Annotated in this window: 13 protein-coding genes; 3 read left to right on the forward strand and 10 right to left on the reverse strand. The window is 63.6% G+C overall.

Features of this window, described 5'->3' with window-relative positions; all coding sequences use genetic code 11:
* Position 1: 1 nt before the first annotated feature.
* The 3 genes from ACOJCM_RS14480 to exaC form a co-directional block, all read right to left on the reverse strand.
* Entirely contained in the window at positions 2-910 is a 909-nt protein-coding gene (locus tag ACOJCM_RS14480) for an NAD(P)/FAD-dependent oxidoreductase (RefSeq protein ID WP_445212765.1), read from the reverse strand.
* Positions 911-1,044: 134 nt separating this feature from the next.
* Positions 1,045-2,076, reverse strand: coding sequence for an alcohol dehydrogenase AdhP (gene adhP, locus ACOJCM_RS14485; protein WP_445212766.1), 1,032 nt, complete (start codon positions 2,074-2,076; stop codon positions 1,045-1,047).
* Positions 2,077-2,209: 133 nt separating this feature from the next.
* Positions 2,210-3,730: an acetaldehyde dehydrogenase ExaC gene (exaC, locus tag ACOJCM_RS14490; protein ID WP_445212767.1), complete on the reverse strand. Its 1,521-nt coding sequence runs from the start codon at positions 3,728-3,730 to the stop codon at positions 2,210-2,212.
* Positions 3,731-3,865: 135 nt separating this feature from the next.
* Here exaC and ACOJCM_RS14495 point away from each other — a divergent pair, with 135 nt between their 5' ends.
* A complete protein-coding gene (locus ACOJCM_RS14495; RefSeq protein ID WP_445212768.1) occupies positions 3,866-4,525 on the forward strand; it encodes a LuxR C-terminal-related transcriptional regulator in 660 nt (219 codons plus the stop codon).
* A gap of 27 nt (positions 4,526-4,552) precedes the next feature.
* On the opposite strand, the gene ACOJCM_RS14500 is transcribed toward ACOJCM_RS14495, so the two are convergent.
* From ACOJCM_RS14500 to ACOJCM_RS14520, 5 genes are all read right to left on the reverse strand, one after another.
* Positions 4,553-5,923 carry an ATP-binding response regulator gene (locus tag ACOJCM_RS14500; protein ID WP_445212769.1) on the reverse strand — a complete coding sequence of 457 codons (1,371 nt, stop codon included), beginning with the start codon at positions 5,921-5,923 and terminating at the stop codon, positions 4,553-4,555.
* On the reverse strand, positions 5,880-7,088 hold the full coding sequence (gene nosP / locus ACOJCM_RS14505) for a nitric oxide-sensing protein NosP (protein ID WP_445212770.1): 1,209 nt from the start codon (positions 7,086-7,088) through the stop codon (positions 5,880-5,882). The genes ACOJCM_RS14500 and nosP overlap by 44 nt, the downstream gene beginning before the upstream one ends.
* 65 nt (positions 7,089-7,153) lie before the next feature.
* Positions 7,154-9,325 carry an ATP-binding protein gene (locus ACOJCM_RS14510; protein WP_445212771.1) on the reverse strand — a complete coding sequence of 724 codons (2,172 nt, stop codon included), beginning with the start codon at positions 9,323-9,325 and terminating at the stop codon, positions 7,154-7,156.
* 45 nt (positions 9,326-9,370) lie between these two features.
* Positions 9,371-9,889, reverse strand: coding sequence for a molybdopterin-dependent oxidoreductase (locus ACOJCM_RS14515; protein ID WP_445212772.1), 519 nt, complete (start codon positions 9,887-9,889; stop codon positions 9,371-9,373).
* A 125-nt stretch (positions 9,890-10,014) separates the two neighbouring features.
* Positions 10,015-10,827, reverse strand: a complete 813-nt coding sequence (locus ACOJCM_RS14520; RefSeq protein ID WP_445212773.1) for a DUF2189 domain-containing protein — start codon at positions 10,825-10,827, stop codon at positions 10,015-10,017.
* A 267-nt stretch (positions 10,828-11,094) separates the two neighbouring features.
* On the opposite strand from ACOJCM_RS14520, the gene ACOJCM_RS14525 reads away from it, so the two are divergent.
* Positions 11,095-11,481, forward strand: coding sequence for a c-type cytochrome (locus ACOJCM_RS14525; RefSeq protein WP_445212774.1), 387 nt, complete (start codon positions 11,095-11,097; stop codon positions 11,479-11,481).
* Entirely contained in the window at positions 11,478-12,794 is a 1,317-nt protein-coding gene (locus tag ACOJCM_RS14530; protein ID WP_445212775.1) for an FCSD flavin-binding domain-containing protein, read from the forward strand. Before ACOJCM_RS14525 ends, ACOJCM_RS14530 begins: the two co-directional genes overlap by 4 nt.
* Before the next feature lie 72 nt (positions 12,795-12,866).
* On the opposite strand, the gene ACOJCM_RS14535 is transcribed toward ACOJCM_RS14530, so the two are convergent.
* A complete protein-coding gene (locus ACOJCM_RS14535; protein WP_445212776.1) occupies positions 12,867-13,295 on the reverse strand; it encodes a universal stress protein in 429 nt (142 codons plus the stop codon).
* 11 nt (positions 13,296-13,306) lie between these two features.
* On the reverse strand, positions 13,307-15,910 hold the full coding sequence (locus ACOJCM_RS14540) for a TRAP transporter permease (RefSeq protein WP_445212777.1): 2,604 nt from the start codon (positions 15,908-15,910) through the stop codon (positions 13,307-13,309).
* Between the last annotated feature and the right edge of the window lie 88 nt (positions 15,911-15,998).

A 15,998-nucleotide genomic window follows, 5' to 3' on the forward strand; every position in this document is an offset into this window, starting at 1 on the left:
TCTATCCGCGATTCTGGAGCCGATTGTGAATGGCGGTGGCCGCAATCGAAGCCTGGCCGGTGGCCACCGTGATCTGGCTCAATTGGTTGGTCATGTCGCCTGCGGCGTATAGCCCCTCGATTCCCGTTTGCATATGCGGATTCACGACCAGGTAGCCCTGGGGGTTTCTCAGTGCCCCCATGTTCGTGCCGAGTTCGCTGCGTACCTGGGTCCCCAAAGCGCAATACAAGGCATCGAAGGTAACCTCCCGACCGTCGTCCATGCGAAGATGGATGCGCTGGCGTGCATCGTCATGCATGTCGCTCACTTTCCCCTGCACCAGCGCAATGTTTTCGCGAGCCAGGCGCTCGATCGAGGCATTGTCCAGGTAAGCGCCCCCTTCGATATCGATCAGCGTCAGATCGCCACTGAACCGCTTGATGAATACGGCCTCGTCAACGCCATGGGCATCGCGAGCAATGATACCGATGCGTTCTCTCGTGAATTCGAAACCATCGCAAATGGGACAGTAGCGGATCAAGCCCTTCTCTTTCACTGACTGGAAGCCTTTCAACGTCGGTTCGACGTCGACGACCCCACTGGCCAGTAGTACCGTCCGGGATCGGATGACCTCGGTGTCGGTCGTGACGTCGAACGTACCGTCCACGTTGCGCTCCAGCCGCACCACCCGCCCTGACGTCACATGGCCGCCATTGGCCTTGAGCTGGGCCCGGAGCCTCTCCAACAAGGCGAGGCCACTGATGCCATTGCCGAAGCCGGGGTAGTTGTGAGTGGACGGAATCAGTGCCGCACGGCTGCATCCATCGTCGATGATGCGGATGTCGCGCAGAAAGCGCTGAAGATTGATGCCGGCAGCCAGCCCGGCGGGACCTGCGCCGACGACCACGCAGTCGATCGCCTTCTCTTCCATGTCGGTCTCCTGGTATACGACGAATCCGGTGTCGTTACAGGGAGCCTAGAAGCTTTCTCAGAAAAGAGAGGAAAAAAGGCGCGACATGGGTCGCGCCTGAAAAGTCGCCTATGGCGTGCGACGAGACAACACGCTTATTCGCTGGCGAGATCGAGCACTACCCGCCCTTCTATCCGACCCTCGTGCAGTCGCTGGAAGACATTATTGATGTTCTCCAGCCGATCGGTGCTCACCGTGGCCTTGACCTTGCCCTCGCCGGCGAAATCCAGCGACTCCTGCAGGTCCTGGCGAGTACCCACGATCGAGCCGCGCACAGTAATGCCATTGAGGACGGTCTCGAAAATCGGCAACGGAAAATTGCCGGGCGGCAGGCCGTTGAGGGAAATGGTGCCGCCGCGCCGCACCATGCCTTGCGCCTGTTCGAAGGCTTTGGGTGACACTGCCGTGACCAACACGCCGTGGGCACCACCGATCTGCTGCCTGAGATAGCTCACCGGGTCTGTCTTCGCCGCGTTGACGGTGACGCTAGCGCCCAGGCGCTCGGCCAACGCCAGCTTGGCATCGTCGATGTCCACAGCCGCCACGTTCAGGCCCATGGCCTTGGCGTACTGCACCGCCATGTGCCCCAGCCCACCGATACCCGATATCACTACCCACTGGCCGGGACGAGTATCGGTGACCTTTAGCCCCTTGTAGACGGTAACGCCGGCACACAGTACCGGGGCGATCTCGATGAAACCGATGTTATCCGGCAAGTGCCCGGCGTAGTCGGCCACCGCCAGGGTATAGTCGGCGAAGCCGCCATTGACCGAGTAGCCGGTGTTCTGCTGCGATTCGCACAGGGTTTCCCATCCGCCCAGGCAGTGCTCGCAGTGGCCGCAGGCGGAGTGCAGCCAGGGCACGCCGATGCGATCACCCTCCTTGACGTGCTTGACGCCGGCACCCACCGCCGCCACATGCCCCACGCCCTCGTGTCCGGGAATGAAAGGCGGGCTGGGCTTGACCGGCCAGTCGCCGTGGGCGGCATGCAAGTCGGTGTGGCACACGCCCGAAGCGGCCACCTTGACCAAAACCTCTCCGGGGCCGGGGCGCGGTACCTCGACTTCCTCGATCGCCAGCGGTTGTCCGAATTCGCGCACCACGGCGGCCTTCATCGTCTTGTCCATTATCCTTTTCCTGGTGGCTGGCGGGCAGCGAAGGGCCGCCCGCGGGTTTCACGGAATCGCCAGGGGAACGGAGCGGTAGGCCGCTCTCGAAGATAGGAAGAGCCGCCCGCCCCAGCGGAGCGGGCAGCTGGGCTCAGAAGAATCCGAGCGGGTTGGTGTCGTAGCTCACCAGCAGGTTCTTGGTCTGCTGGTAGTGCTCCAGGGCCATCTTGTGGGTTTCGCGACCGACGCCGGACTTCTTGTAGCCGCCGAAAGCGGCATGCGCCGGATACTGGTGGTAGCAGTTGGTCCAGACTCGGCCGGCCTGGATGCCACGCCCCATGCGGAAGGCAACGTTGATGTCGCGGCTCCAGACGCCAGCACCGAGGCCGAACTCGGTGTCGTTGGCGATCGCCAATGCCTCTTCCTCGTCCTTGAAGGTGGTGACCGCCACCACCGGGCCGAAGATTTCCTCCTGAAACACGCGCATCTTGTTGTGCCCCTTGAGCAGGGTCGGCTGGATGTAATAGCCCTTGTCATAGGCGGGATCGAAGCTCTCCTTGTCGCCGCCGGTGAGGAACTCGGCGCCCTCCTCGCGGGCGATGTCCATGTAGGACATGATCTTGTCGAACTGCTCCTGGGAAGCCTGGGCCCCAACCTGAACGTCGGTGTCCAGCGGATTGCCGCGTTTGATCGTCTGTACCCGCTCCATGACCTTGGCCATAAAGGCGTCGTACATGCTCTCCTGAATCAGCGCTCGCGACGGACAGGTGCACACCTCGCCCTGGTTGAAGAAGGCCAGCACCAGGCCCTCGGCCGCCTTCTCGATGAACTCCGGCTCGGCGTTCATGATGTCGGCAAAGTAGATATTGGGCGACTTTCCGCCCAGTTCCACGGTAGAGGGGATGATGTTCTCGGCGGCACACTTGAGGATGTGCGCCCCCACCGGGGTGGAGCCGGTGAAGGCGATCTTGGCGATGCGCTTGCTGGTGGCCAGCGCCTGGCCGGCCTCGGCACCGTAGCCGTTGACGATGTTGACCACGCCCGGCGGCAGCAGATCGCCGATCAGCTCCATCAGCTTGAGAATCGAGGCCGGGGTCTGCTCGGCGGGCTTGAGTACCACGCAGTTACCGGCGGCCAGGGCCGGGCCAAGCTTCCAGCAGGCCATCAGGAGGGGAAAGTTCCAGGGAATGATCTGCCCTACCACGCCCAGCGGCTCGTGAAAGTGATAGGCAACGGTATGGGCGTCGATATCCGCGGCGGTGCCCTCCTGGGCGCGGATGCACCCGGCAAAGTAGCGGAAGTGGTCGACGGCCAAGGGAATATCGGCATTGAGGGTTTCACGTACCGCCTTGCCGTTGTCCCAGGTCTCGGCCACGGCCAGCATTTCCAGGTTCTGCTCGATGCGATCGGCGATGCGGAGCAGGATGTTGCTGCGCTCGGCGGCGGCGGTCTTGCCCCAGGCGGGGGCAGCGGCATGGGCGGCATCGAGCGCCTTGTCGATGTCCTCCGCCGTCGAGCGGGGGATCTCGCAAAAGACTTCCCCGTTGACCGGGCTGACGTTGTCGAAATATTGCCCCTTCACCGGTGGCACGAATTCACCGCCGATATAGTTGCCGTAGCGCTTGTCGAAGGAGACGACGGAATCGGGGCTGCCCGGGTTGGCATAGATCATGGCATGGCTCCTGACGTTATCGTTATGGGTAGGTGCTCCCCCAGTGTTGGTCAGAAATGCAAATTGCGACATACTGCCGTGGCAGGAGACGATCTCATCCCTTGGGAGGAGAGAGTGAAAGAAGGGAGGGCCGCGATGCCCCCGACACATACCCTGATGGTCGCCGACGACCATCCGTTGTTTCGCGAAGCCATCGCTGCCGTGATCGCGGCGGGGCTCCCGGCCTGCCGTCTCTTGGAGGCGGATAGCCTTGCGCGCGCCCTGCACCAGGCGCAATGCCACCCGGACATCGACCTGCTGCTGCTCGACCTCGACCTACCCGATGCGGCAGGCCTTTCGGGCCTGACGCAACTGCGCGAGACATTGCCGGAACTGCCGGTCGCCATCGTATCTGCCGAACAGGACCGGCGCGTCGTTCTGGATGCCATCAGCCTCGGCGCGGTGGGCTACATTCCGAAATCAACCTCACGCACCGCCCTGCTCAACGCCCTGAGCCACATGCTCGACGGGCAGGTCTATCTTCCGCCCGATATCATGCGGCGCCCTCCCGCTTCCGCGCCCCGGCCTCAGTCGGAAACTTCCCTCGCGACACACCTTGGCTCGCTGACCGAGAAACAGCGGGAAGTCCTGTTGCTGATGGTACGCGGCCACTCCAACAAGCAGATCGCCCGCGAGCTCGATATCGCCGAGACGACGGTCAAGACCCATGTCTCGGCGATCCTGCGCAAGCTCGGCGTCGCCAGCCGGGTGCAAGCCATCGTGGCAGCCGGTGCCTGGGAGCCTCAGCATGGGTGATCTACCCGGACACCGTCCGAGCTCGGTTTAAGGCGTCGCCGCGGCGAGACGCTGCAACAGCAGCATGCGCAGGCGCAGCGGCTTGAGCGGCTTGAGCAGGCAGTCGAATCCCGCGCGGCGCGCCCTGGCCTTGACGGCTGCGTCGTGGTTGGCCGTGATCAGTATCACCGGCAGCCCGGCATGGCGCCGGCGCAACCGATCGGCCACCGCGAGCCCGTCCGCGGCGTCGCTGTCATCGCTCAGGTGGTAGTCGATCAGCAGCGCATCGGGACGACAGGCGATGCCCTGCGCATCGAGCCCGTCCAGCGACGCCGCCGTGACGACTTGGCACCCCCAGCCACTCAAGAGCGCCTCCATACCTTCCCGTATGGCGTGATCGTTGTCGATCACCCAAACCGTGGCGCCGGCCAACGGAGCCGATGCGTCATTCCGCGATTCGGCGCCGGAACGACTCGCCACGATCCGCGCTGGCGCGGCATAGGGCACGAGAATGGAAAACAGAGCCCCGTGTCCCGGACGAGAAACCAACCGCAGCGGATGGCCCAGCATACCGCTGATGCGATCGACGATCGCCAACCCCAGCCCCAACCCGCGGTCCCGCTCGTCCGGGCTGATGCCGAGCCGGCGAAACTCGAGAAAGATCGCTTTCTGCTGCGCCGGCTCGATGCCGGGTCCGGTATCCCCCACCACGATCTCGAGCCCTTCGGGCCGGCGTCGGCAGCCCAGCAGGATACGCCCTTGCGGGGTATAGCGGATCGCGTTGGAGAGAAAGTTGCGCACCACTCGCGCCAGCAACGCCAGGTCCGACTCGATCACCGCATGGCTGGCCACATAGCGAAGCTGGAGACCGCCCGCCGATGCCATCTGGCGGTATTCCTCGGCCAGGACGTCGAGTAGCTCGCTGGCCCGGAACGGCGTCTTGTCGGGCCTGAGCAGTCCCGCATCGAGACGAGAGATATCCACCAGCGTGCCGAGCAGGGCCTCGACATCCTTGAGCGAACGCGCGACGTTGCCGACCAGACGGCGCGAGGGACCGGGCAGGTCGTGCTCCTTGAGAGCACAGGTGAACAGGCGCGCCGCGTTGAGAGGCTGCAGGAGGTCGTGACTCACTGCAGCCAGAAAGCGTGTCTTGGAGCGATTGGCCGCTTCGGCCTCAGCCTTGGCCTGGTGCAGTTCGAGCAAGGTCTGCTGCAGTGCCTCGGTGCGCTCACGCACCTGCTCGGCCAGCAGCACGGTGTGTTCGAAGGCGGCATAGGGGGCGCCACCGACGGTGCCGCCGGCCTCCACTCGCTCGATCAGCGAGGCACAGATGCGCCGCAGGCGATCGTTCTCCTGACGGAGAGCCGCCTCCCTCTCAGTGGGCGTGCCCACCGGCTCGGCGGGACGGGCGAGATCCAATGGCGACCCCGGTGAAGGTCTGGTTGAGGTGCATGCCATGGTACTGCTCCCCATAGGTGTTGAAACCGATGACGCCGGCCCGCCCCAGGAGTCGGGAGGCCTCGGCAACTTGTCCTCGGCTCTCCAGTTCGAGCCTGCGCAGGAAGCAGTCGCAGCCGAGTATCAGGGCCGGCTCTCCCAGCCGCTGGCGCAACCCGGCCAGAACGCCTTCGAGTTCTTCCAGCAGCGGAGCAGGCTGCATGGCAGTCAGTACGATGCCATTCTCGACGGCACAGTAGAAACTGAGACTGCCGTCCTCGTTCGCTCCCTGTATGGAGCGGACATAGTGCTGCCCGCCGATGCGGACGGCCAACGGATGCCGTGCGAATATCTCGGGCGTCAAGGACGCGGGTGACGTTCCCACCAGCCGTGCGTATTCGTCGGCCGCAGGCGCGGCATTGAGTTCCAGCACCCGGCGACGCTCGCTGTCGGCCCGAGTCACTACCAGCTTCGTCGTCTGCGGGCGCAGATGATGGGCCGTGAAGACTTCGAAAGGCACGGGTGTGTGGAACATCACCACGACGGCTGCATCGCGATGGAAGCGTCCTCCGCTGAAGACGTGGGTGTGCGCCAAGCGGTTGTCGTCACCGGCCGAACCGCCGAAGCTGGGAATGCTGCCCAGTGCGGTATCCAGCGTTGCAAGGACTTGCTCCTCGCTGCTGGAAAGCCCATCCAGCAAGGTCATGACGAAGCGTTTACCATCAGGCTCACCCGGGGCTAGCCCCCGACAATCCTCGAGCAGCCTGCCGGTAAGCTGCTGCGCCTGGATCAAATCGAAGCCCGCCAGATCGTCGATCAGCGCACAGGAAACGGAAAAGTCGCGGCGACCGAACCCTATCGCCACGATACAGCCCCGGCAGTAGCCCTTCGGCGTGATCTCCCCTGCCGTGGTGCATCCCGCCAACGGTACTCCTGGGAAGGCCTCACCCATGGCGCTTCCCAGCGTCTCGAGCGGATACTCTGCGCTGCAGAAGAACAGCACGAAGCCCAGCTCGAAGCGTACGAACGCTTCGGCAAGCTCGCGCGCCGCTACCGCAGGGTCTTGATGTGCGCTGAAAGCGGTTCGCACGTTCGGGCCGGCGTGGTGACGTTCCCATTCGGCAGGCTTGGCACAGGGCAGATCCATGGCGACCCTCCGCGATTTCGCTCCAGTGTAGGGCGGCGACGAGCCTCATCACAACGCAAGCGTGCCTAGCGAACGTCCAACCGCTCGTTCAGCCAGCTCTCGAGTGTCTCGATGGTAAGGGGTATGGTGGCCTGCAGTACCTTGAGTTCTATGGCGACGTCGTCGCTTTGTTCACCATGGGCGAACAACTCCAGTCGCCGTGCAACCTCGGCAAGCCGGCGCCCGCCGAGACTCCCCGACTCCCCCTTGATGCGATGCGCCCTTGCTGCCATTGCCGCCAGATCGCCACACTCGTAGGCCGCCTGCAGGGACTCGACATGCTGCTGCAGCTGTTCGCGATGCACGGCGAACAGCCGGGCAAGCGCTTCCGGCCCCAGCGACCCTTCGAGCTCCTTGAGTACGTTCTCGTCCAGCATACCCGCCGTAACGAACTCGTCCGACGTTTCTCCCCGGGATTTCCCGGGCAGGCCCTGCTTCAACGCCGTGGCGAGGTCGGCACGGCGCAGCGGTTTGACAAGATAGTCGGTCATGCCCGCTGCCAGACATCGCTCACGCTCGGCGCCCGGCCCCCCCGCAGTCATCGCCACGATCGGCACCCTGGCGGGCCAGCCCGGCATCGCCCGCAGGCGCCGAGTGGTTTCCAGCCCATCCATGCCGGGCATCTGCACATCCATGAAGATCATATCGAAGGGCGTTCGTTCGGCAAGCTCCAGCGCCCTGCTGCCGCTATCGGCCACGGTGACGTCGCAAGCGTGCCGTTCCAGCATCGCCACGGCCACCTGCTGGTTGACCGGGTTGTCCTCCACCAGCAGCACTTTGCTGCCCTCGGCGGGCTCCAGGATCGGGGGCGGTGCAGGCGGCTCCGGTTCCTCGGCGCCTACCGCTTTCAGTGGTAGTTCGATCCAGAAGCGGCTGCCCTGGCCGGGATGGCTGTCGACCCCGATCTTGCCGCCCATGGCTTCCGTCAGGCGTCGGCTGATTGCCAATCCCAACCCCGTGCCACCATAGCGTCTCGCCGTCGAGGCGTCGCCCTGGCGGAAAGGCTCGAAGAGCCATTCCCGATTGTCCGCCTCGATACCTGGGCCGGTATCTCGCACGGCCAGGCTCAAGCGCCCCTGACGGCTCACCGTTGCCTCGATGCGCACTTCCCCCTGCTCGGTGAACTTGATGGCATTGGAAAGCAGGTTGAGCAGCACCTGGCGCAGCCTGGCCGGGTCGCCTTGGATAGACTCCGGCAGTGCCGGTGAGATAAAGGTCACCAGCTCGAGTCCCTTGGCCTGGGCGCGCGGGCCAAAGAGACGACAGGCATCGCCGATAAGCGTCGCCAGGCGAATCGGGCGCTGTTCGAGCTCCAGCTTGCCGGATTCGATCTTGGAAAAGTCGAGGATGTCGTTGATCAGTTCCAGCAACCGGGCGGCACTGACGTGCAGGGTGCGGGCGAACTCTCGCGATTGTGCATCGAGGGGCCGATCCATGAGCAGGTCGCTCATGCCGATGACACCGTTCAGCGGCGTACGTATCTCGTGGCTCACGGTGGCCAGGAATTCCGATTTCGCCTGGCTGGCCGCCTCGGCCTGATGCGCAGTGGCTTGTAGCTCCCGACTCAGCGATTCGAGCGAACGACGGGCTTCGGCGTTGTCGCGCGCCTCTCGCACCAGGAAGCCGACCACCAGCAGTGCCGTCAGGCTCATGGCCAGGATCAGCGCCAGCAGCAAGGCGTAGAGTGTCTGCAACGCTTTACGGTCGCTCGTCGCCACCTCGGCCTGGTGCCCCTTGATGGCTACGATCAGCTGCTCGGTCAAGCCGCCAACTCGCTCGAGCCGATCCGACACGACCCAGCGTTCGCCCTGGCCGAGCCGCTCGATCTCCTCGAGCAGGGAGTCGGTGTCGTCCATCAACACGACCAGGTCGGACAGGAGCCGCTCGCCCATGCGCGTCTGGGCCAGCAGTTGATTGACGTCGCCCCGCTGGAGCAGGTTGATTCGGCTGTAGATCAGCTCGAAACGCAGCCGCAGCGCGTCCAGTGAACGGGCGTTGCCCACCTGCAGCGCCAGGTCGCTGCGCAGTTGAACGATGTCACGATCGAGCTTGTAGGCATGCCAGTCGGCGTCCCCGACCACACTCTTGTGTAGCGCCTCCTGGCGCCAGGCAGCAATGCCCACCACCACCAGGGCCGCAGTGAAGAACACCAAGGCTGCCGCCAGTCCCAGCTTGAGCCGCAGCGGATAGCGCAGCATGCTCAGCGCCTCGCGTACCGGGGTGGACGGAAGAAACGTAATACCTCACGGTACATGTACGGTACCCACGTGCCACACGGAGCGATGGCGGATGGTTTCGTTGAGCAGGTCCGGATGCTCGTCGAAGGGATAAAGCACGAAGACAGGGCCCAGGTCGCGTACCGCGATGGGCTCGCCGTCACGCTCAATGGCGAGGATCACCTCGTATTCTTGCAGGTCGCTGAGCGGTATCTCGATTTCGTATTCGTTCAAAGACTGGACGCGCACGCTCTCGCTGTTCACTCCAGCCGTCTCCAGCACGGCGCGAAAGAGAGGGCCTTCGAAGCGCCCGACACCTTCCGTCCAAGGGGTACTCGTCTCGATCACGTGCGGCGAGAGGGACATCATCTGTTCCCGGTCGAGGTGCAGCTCGTCGCCGACGTTGGGATGTTCGATATTACCCGTCACCCTGAGCAGCACCTCGCCTTCGGGTGCCGGCAGCGCCGCAGCCATGGCGGGCGGCAGGGCGAGATTGACATAGAGACCGAAAGTTAGCGCTGCACGACTTGGCCATGATCGAGGCATTGGGGGCAGTCCGTGGTCACGGGAAAGGGCCAAGCGTACTCGAATCTCAAGAAAAGTTCAGGTCGGGAGGCAAACGTTTTGCGGCAGGGGGCTGCCCCCTGCCGGTTCGGCTCGCCAGCCCGGCTTCAGCGCATATTTTCCGCTGGCTCACAGCGAACCAGTTCCTTGTAGGCGTGCCAACTGGCATGCCCCAGCACCGGCAAGATGACTGCCAGGCCGATATAGAAGGTCAGCATGCCGACGATGACGCAGGCAGTCAGGATGACGGCCCACAGCAGCATCGGCCGGAAATTGCGGGCCACCGCGCGAATGCTGGCCTCGATACCTTCCATGAAGGTCAGGTCCTGATCCATCAGCGTCGGAATGGCGACCACGCTGATGGTGAAGGCGCCGAAGGCCAGCACCGCCCCTGCCGCGGTGCCCACGGCAATCATGCCGAGTCCCTGCGAGGTGGTGAGCAGCATGGCGTAGAGTTCGACGGGCCCAGGCGCATCGAAGCCGAAGAACAGGGCGAAAAGCAACGTCGCCAGGCGAATCCAGACGAGAAAGAAGATCATCATCATCACGCCCATCATGGCCAGTTGACCGGCGTGCGGCCGCCAGGAACTGAAGGCGTTGCCCAGGTGCGGGACGCACTTGTCCTCCAGCGCCCGGCTGATGCCGTAGGAGCCAACCGCCACCAGCGGCCCCATGAACATGAATCCGGCAAGCATGGGCAGGAGCCAGTGCCATAAGTCGAGCGCTATGGCGCCTGCCGTAATGGCGATACTCAAACCTACCCAGAACATGCCGTAGGCGAGGCTGACGGCCGTCGCTTGACGAAAATCCTCGATGCCGGCCATGAGCCAGGCTCGCGGCCTGTCCATGCCGATGGCGTTGATGGTGATCTTGACGCTGGGAGCGGATGACGGTCCGGCGCTTCGTGTGGCTGCATTCATTGTTGTACCCCGTATGGTCGCCATGGGAGGGACGATTGGCGTCTTTCCGGCCGGGAGGTCCGGACGACGTCTTGTTGTCTTCCTACCGCTTCACTGTAGTTGAGCGCGCACAAGGCTGCCGAGCAAAGTTGTCAACGCAGCGAGCAACCGCTCTCTTCCCGCCCATGCCGCTTCAACGCTACTGTAGGGAACACGACATCGGCCGGCTGCCATGAACGTGCTGCACAGGGATGGGTCGTACATAGAAATGCAACCAGGGAGGCTGCAATGAAACGGATCCTTCAGAGGGTGGCCTTGGTGCTGCTCGGTACGTTGCCGCTCGTGGGAGCCGCCTCCCCGGGTGTTGCCGAGGAGGAGTTCCCCTCCGAACAAGTTGCCCTCATGGCAGGCGCCTGCGCCAACTGTCATGGCACCGACGGACGCCAGGTGGGCAGCGTGCCGACCATCGCCGGCAGGCCGGCCGTCGTGCTGGAAGCGCGCCTTCTCGAGTTAAAGCATGACCCCCAGAACGATGCCACCATCATGGACCGCATCGCCAAGGGCTTCAGCGATGCGGAGCTTGCCGCTCTTGCTGAGCATTTCGCCGCCATTCACCCCGCCGCAGACGCTGCTCCGGCAAGCGAAGAAGAAGCGCAGGAGCAAGACGCCCCATGACAGAACAAACCTCACGTTCCGCTCTCAACCGCCGGCAACTGATCAAGGGGCTGGGCGCCGCTTCGTTATTGCCGCTGGTCGCTGGCATCACGCCCTTCTCCATCGGCAGCCAGCATGCCGGCCAGGTCGTGGTGGTAGGCGGCGGGTTCGGCGGTGCCACGGCCGCCAAGTATCTCAAGCGGGCCAATCCCGCCATCGAGGTCATCCTGGTCGAGCCGGCCGAGACCTTCTTCACCTGCCCTTTCAGCAACCTTCATCTGGCCGGGCTACGCAGCATGGACAGCCTCGCCCGTGGCTATGACGAATTGCAGGAACGCTACGGTGTGCGCGTCATACACGCCGAGGCCGAGGAGGTCGACGCCTCGGCACACACGGTGCGGCTCTCCACCGGGCGTGACCTGGAATATGACCGACTGATCCTTTCGCCAGGTATCGACTTTCGCTGGGACGCCCTGGAAGGCTACGACGAGGCCGCCGCCGAGAAGGCGCCTCACGCCTGGAAGGCCGGCCCGCAGACCGAATTGCTGCGCTCCCAGCTGGAAGCCATGGAGGACGGTGGTACCTGCATTCTGGTGGCACCGTCCAATCCCTTCCGCAGCCCGCCCGGCCCCTACGAACGGGCCAGCCTGATCGCCAACTATCTGGAACAGTTCAAGCCGAAGTCCAAGGTGCTGATTCTCGACGCCAAGGACGACTTCGCCAAGCAGGAACTGTTCATGGAGGGCTGGAAACGGCTCTACGGCGACCGCATCGAATGGGTGGGCCGTTCGAATGATGGCCGCGTGACCCGAGTCGATGCCGATCGGTTGGAAGTGGAAACGGAGCAGGGCATCGTGCACAAGGCCGACGTCCTGAATGTCATTCCGCCCCAGAAAGCCGGGTGGATCGCCGAGCGAGCTGGCGTCACCGACGAAACCGGCTGGGTGCCGGTCAAGCCGGACACCTTCGAATCGCAGCAGGCCGAGGATGTCTACGTGATCGGCGACGCCAGCATTGCCGACCCGATGCCCAAATCGGGCTTCTGTGCCAGTGCCCAGGCCAAGGTGGCCGCAGCGGCCATCGCCGCCTCCCTCGAGTCTCGCCCCACCCCCGAGGCCTACTGGACCAGTGCCAGCTACAGCCTGGTCGGCCCCGAGTATGGCATCTCGACGGCCGGCGTCTATCGCGTGAGGAATGGTGCCATCGCCGAAGTGGAAGGGGCCGGAGGCCTGAGTCCTCGGAACGCTCCAGAGACCACTCGGGCGCTCGAAGCCGAATACGCCATCGGCTGGTACAACGCCATCTGCCAGGACACCTGGGGCACCCAGGCCTGACGCCGCGGCAGCGAAAGCCCTCCCCGCTCGATCGCCTGCGGGTCAGCGAACCCGCAGGCGGGAGCACGAAGGTCAGCGGACGATCATTACCGATACCTTGGTGTGATGCACCACGTGTTCGGCGTTGGGGCCCAGCACGTAGTCGGCGAACTTGCGCTTGTTGTGCGATGCCATCACGATCAGGTCGACCTCGAGCTTCTTGGCCGCCTTGACGATCGCCTCCCAGGGCGAGCCGTCGACGATCACCGAGTGCACCTCGATCTCCTCGGGCACGTGCTCCTCGATGAAACGCCGCTGAGCCTGGGAGAGCGCTTCATGCGCTTTCTTCGAGAAGTCGCGAGGGAAGTAGGAGCTCACCATGGGCATATGGTAATCGGGCATCACCGTCACCACGTGCAGCGAAGCATCGAAGGTTCGGCACAGGGTGATGGCATTGGGCAATGCCTTGGCCCACGAAGACTCTTCGTTGAGGTCGATCGGCAGCAGAATCTTGTTGTACATCTCTCCCCTCCTCAAGCGGCGTGGGTGGTCGAAGTCTCTGGCTGCCGACGCTGACGCCGGCGCTGCAGCAGCACTACCAGACCGAACACCAGGAAGCCCGGGATCCACATCCACTCCTTGGCCCAGCGATCCACCGGGGCCAGCACCTCGACGATCTCCTGGTCGAAATCGAAGCCGAGATCCTCCGCCGTGCTGCCGAACTCGACGAAATCGACGATGGTCCTATCGTCTTCCGTCATCAGTTCCAGGCCAAGACGCTCCATGCGCTCCTCGGCGGTATCGCCATTCGGCACAGGCACCAGGACGTAGGTGGTCATCGGGGCGCCGAAGGGATCCTCGCCGGCGATCTGCACGCGCAGCTGGCTGCCATCTTCCACATCGGCCAACGTCTGGGCGAACTGCGAAGGCGGCACCGACTCGTAGGGATCGTGGATCCGATCCATCCAGAAACCGGGGCGGAACAGAGTGAACGCCACCAACAGCAGCAAGATCGATTCGTACCACCGGTTGCGCACCAGGAAGTAGCCTTGGGTGCCCGCAGCGAAGATCAGCATGGCGATGGTGGCAATGACGAAGATCAGTATGCCCTGGAACCAGCCCACTTCGATGAGCAGCAGGTCAGTGTTGAAGATGAACAGGAACGGTAGCGCTGCGGTGCGCAGGCTGTAGTAGAACGCCTGGAAGCCGGTGCGCAGCGGATCGCCACCGGAAACTGCCGCCGCGGCGAACGATGCCAGCCCCACCGGTGGCGTCACGTCGGCCATGATGCCGAAATAGAAGACGAACAGGTGCACCGCGATCAACGGCACGATCAGACCGTTCTGCTGGCCCAGCAGAACGATGACCGGGGCCATCAGAGCGGACACCACGATATAGTTGGCCGTGGTGGGTAGCCCCATGCCGAGCACCAGGCTGAGGAGCGCGGTCAGCAGCAGGATCAGCATCAGGTTGCCCATGGCGAGGATCTCGACCACATCGGCCAGCACGAGGCCCACGCCGGTCTGGGATACGGCACCCACCACGATGCCTGCGGCGGCGGTGGCGATACCGATGCCGATCATGTTGCGAGCCCCTGCCACCAGCCCGTCCCACAGATCGAGGAAACCCTCCTTGATATCCGCCATCAGCTTGCTGCGCCCGCGAAAGAACGCGGTAATGGGCCGCTGGGTGATCATGATGAAGATCATGAAAACCGTCGCCCAGAAGGCGGAAAGCCCGGGGGACAGGCGCTCCACCATCAGGCACCAGACGAGCACCAGCACCGGAAGAAGGTAATGCAGCCCCACCATCACGGTCGGCCGGGTCTCCGGCAGCTTGACCACTTGCGAATTGGGGTCGTCGAGTTCGAGTTCCGGATAGTTCGAGCCGAGCTTGAGCAGGCCGACGTAGACCACCGCCAGCAGCACCCCGATGACCCAGGGCGTGGCATCGCCCAGCAACGGCTTGAGCCAGCCGAGGCCGTAGTACACGGCGAACGACAGCGCCATCAGCAGGATCAGGCCGGTAAGGAAGCCGAGCGCCTTGTTGAGGAAAGGGCGAACCGGATTGCTCGACGGCAGCCCCTTCATGTTGGCCTTGAGCGCCTCGAGATGCACGATGTAGATCAGCGCAATGTAGGAGATCACCGCCGGCAGGAAGGCGTGTTTGATCACCTCGACATAGGGGATACCGACATATTCGACCATCAAGAAGGCCGCGGCCCCCATGACCGGCGGCATGATCTGGCCGTTGACCGAAGAGGATACCTCCACCGCACCGGCCTTTTCGGCGGAGAAACCGACCCGTTTCATCATCGGGATGGTAAAGGTGCCGGTAGTCACCGTATTGGCGATGGACGAACCGGAAATCAGGCCAGTCATGCCCGAGGCTACCACGGCCGCCTTGGCCGGCCCCCCTTTGAAATGGCCGAGCAGCGAGAAAGCGACCTTGATGAAGTAATTGCCGGCGCCAGCCTTGTCGAGCAACGCACCGAACAGCACGAACAGGAAAACGAAGCTGGTGGACACGCCCAGCGCGATACCGAACACGCCCTGAGTGGTCAGCCACTGGTGGTTGATCAGGCCGTAGAGGCTAACCCCCCGGTGGGCCAGAATACCCGGCATGTAGGGCCCGAAGAGCGAATAAAGAATGAAGATGGAGGCCACGACCATCAACGGCGGCCCAAGTGCCCGACGCGTCGCTTCGAGCAGCACCAGAATGCCGACCACACCCACGATCACGTCGCGAAGGATGGGCGATCCCGGGCGTTCGGAGAGCTCGGCATAGAAGATGTACATGTAGGCGGCACAGAAGGCGCCGACCAGCGCCAGCACCCAGTCCTGCAGCGGAATCCGATCGCGTGGCGAGCGCTTTAGCGCGGGATAGGCCATGAACGCCAGGAAAATGGCGAAAGACAGATGGATGGAACGTGCTTCGGTGGCGTTGAATACCCCAAAGCGAAAAATGTAGGGTAGCGGCGAGGCAATCCAGAGCTGGAAAAGCGACCAGGCGGCCGCCACACCGACCAGCAGCTTGCCCGGGGCCCCGAGCGGCTTGCGTGCCCCGCTATCGCTCGAGGCGACCATTTCCTCGAGATCTACCCCGGGGTTGCGTGGATTCGTCTTTTCGTCAGTCATTACCGTTGTGCCCCACTTCGCTTAGCACTTGGAAACCGTCGGTTCATGAGGAGCGTATTCGTCCTGCCGGTGGCCCATGCAAACAGAT

The sequence above is a fragment of the Billgrantia hypersalina genome, assembly GCF_052584175.1.

Excerpts from the sequence above, each read along its gene's own strand:
- ACOJCM_RS14480 (WP_445212765.1), bottom strand. The coding sequence starts at position 910 with ATGGAAGAGAAGGCGATCGACTGCGTGGTCGTCGGCGCAGGTCCCGCC.
- adhP (WP_445212766.1), bottom strand. The coding sequence starts at position 2,076 with ATGGACAAGACGATGAAGGCCGCCGTGGTGCGCGAATTCGGACAACCG.
- exaC (WP_445212767.1), bottom strand. The coding sequence starts at position 3,730 with ATGATCTATGCCAACCCGGGCAGCCCCGATTCCGTCGTCTCCTTCGAC.
- ACOJCM_RS14495 (WP_445212768.1), top strand. The coding sequence starts at position 3,866 with ATGCCCCCGACACATACCCTGATGGTCGCCGACGACCATCCGTTGTTT.
- nosP (WP_445212770.1), bottom strand. The coding sequence starts at position 7,088 with ATGGATCTGCCCTGTGCCAAGCCTGCCGAATGGGAACGTCACCACGCC.
- ACOJCM_RS14510 (WP_445212771.1), bottom strand. The coding sequence starts at position 9,325 with ATGCTGCGCTATCCGCTGCGGCTCAAGCTGGGACTGGCGGCAGCCTTG.
- ACOJCM_RS14515 (WP_445212772.1), bottom strand. The coding sequence starts at position 9,889 with ATGCCTCGATCATGGCCAAGTCGTGCAGCGCTAACTTTCGGTCTCTAT.
- ACOJCM_RS14520 (WP_445212773.1), bottom strand. The coding sequence starts at position 10,827 with ATGAATGCAGCCACACGAAGCGCCGGACCGTCATCCGCTCCCAGCGTC.
- ACOJCM_RS14525 (WP_445212774.1), top strand. The coding sequence starts at position 11,095 with ATGAAACGGATCCTTCAGAGGGTGGCCTTGGTGCTGCTCGGTACGTTG.
- ACOJCM_RS14530 (WP_445212775.1), top strand. The coding sequence starts at position 11,478 with ATGACAGAACAAACCTCACGTTCCGCTCTCAACCGCCGGCAACTGATC.
- ACOJCM_RS14535 (WP_445212776.1), bottom strand. The coding sequence starts at position 13,295 with ATGTACAACAAGATTCTGCTGCCGATCGACCTCAACGAAGAGTCTTCG.
- ACOJCM_RS14540 (WP_445212777.1), bottom strand. The coding sequence starts at position 15,910 with ATGACTGACGAAAAGACGAATCCACGCAACCCCGGGGTAGATCTCGAG.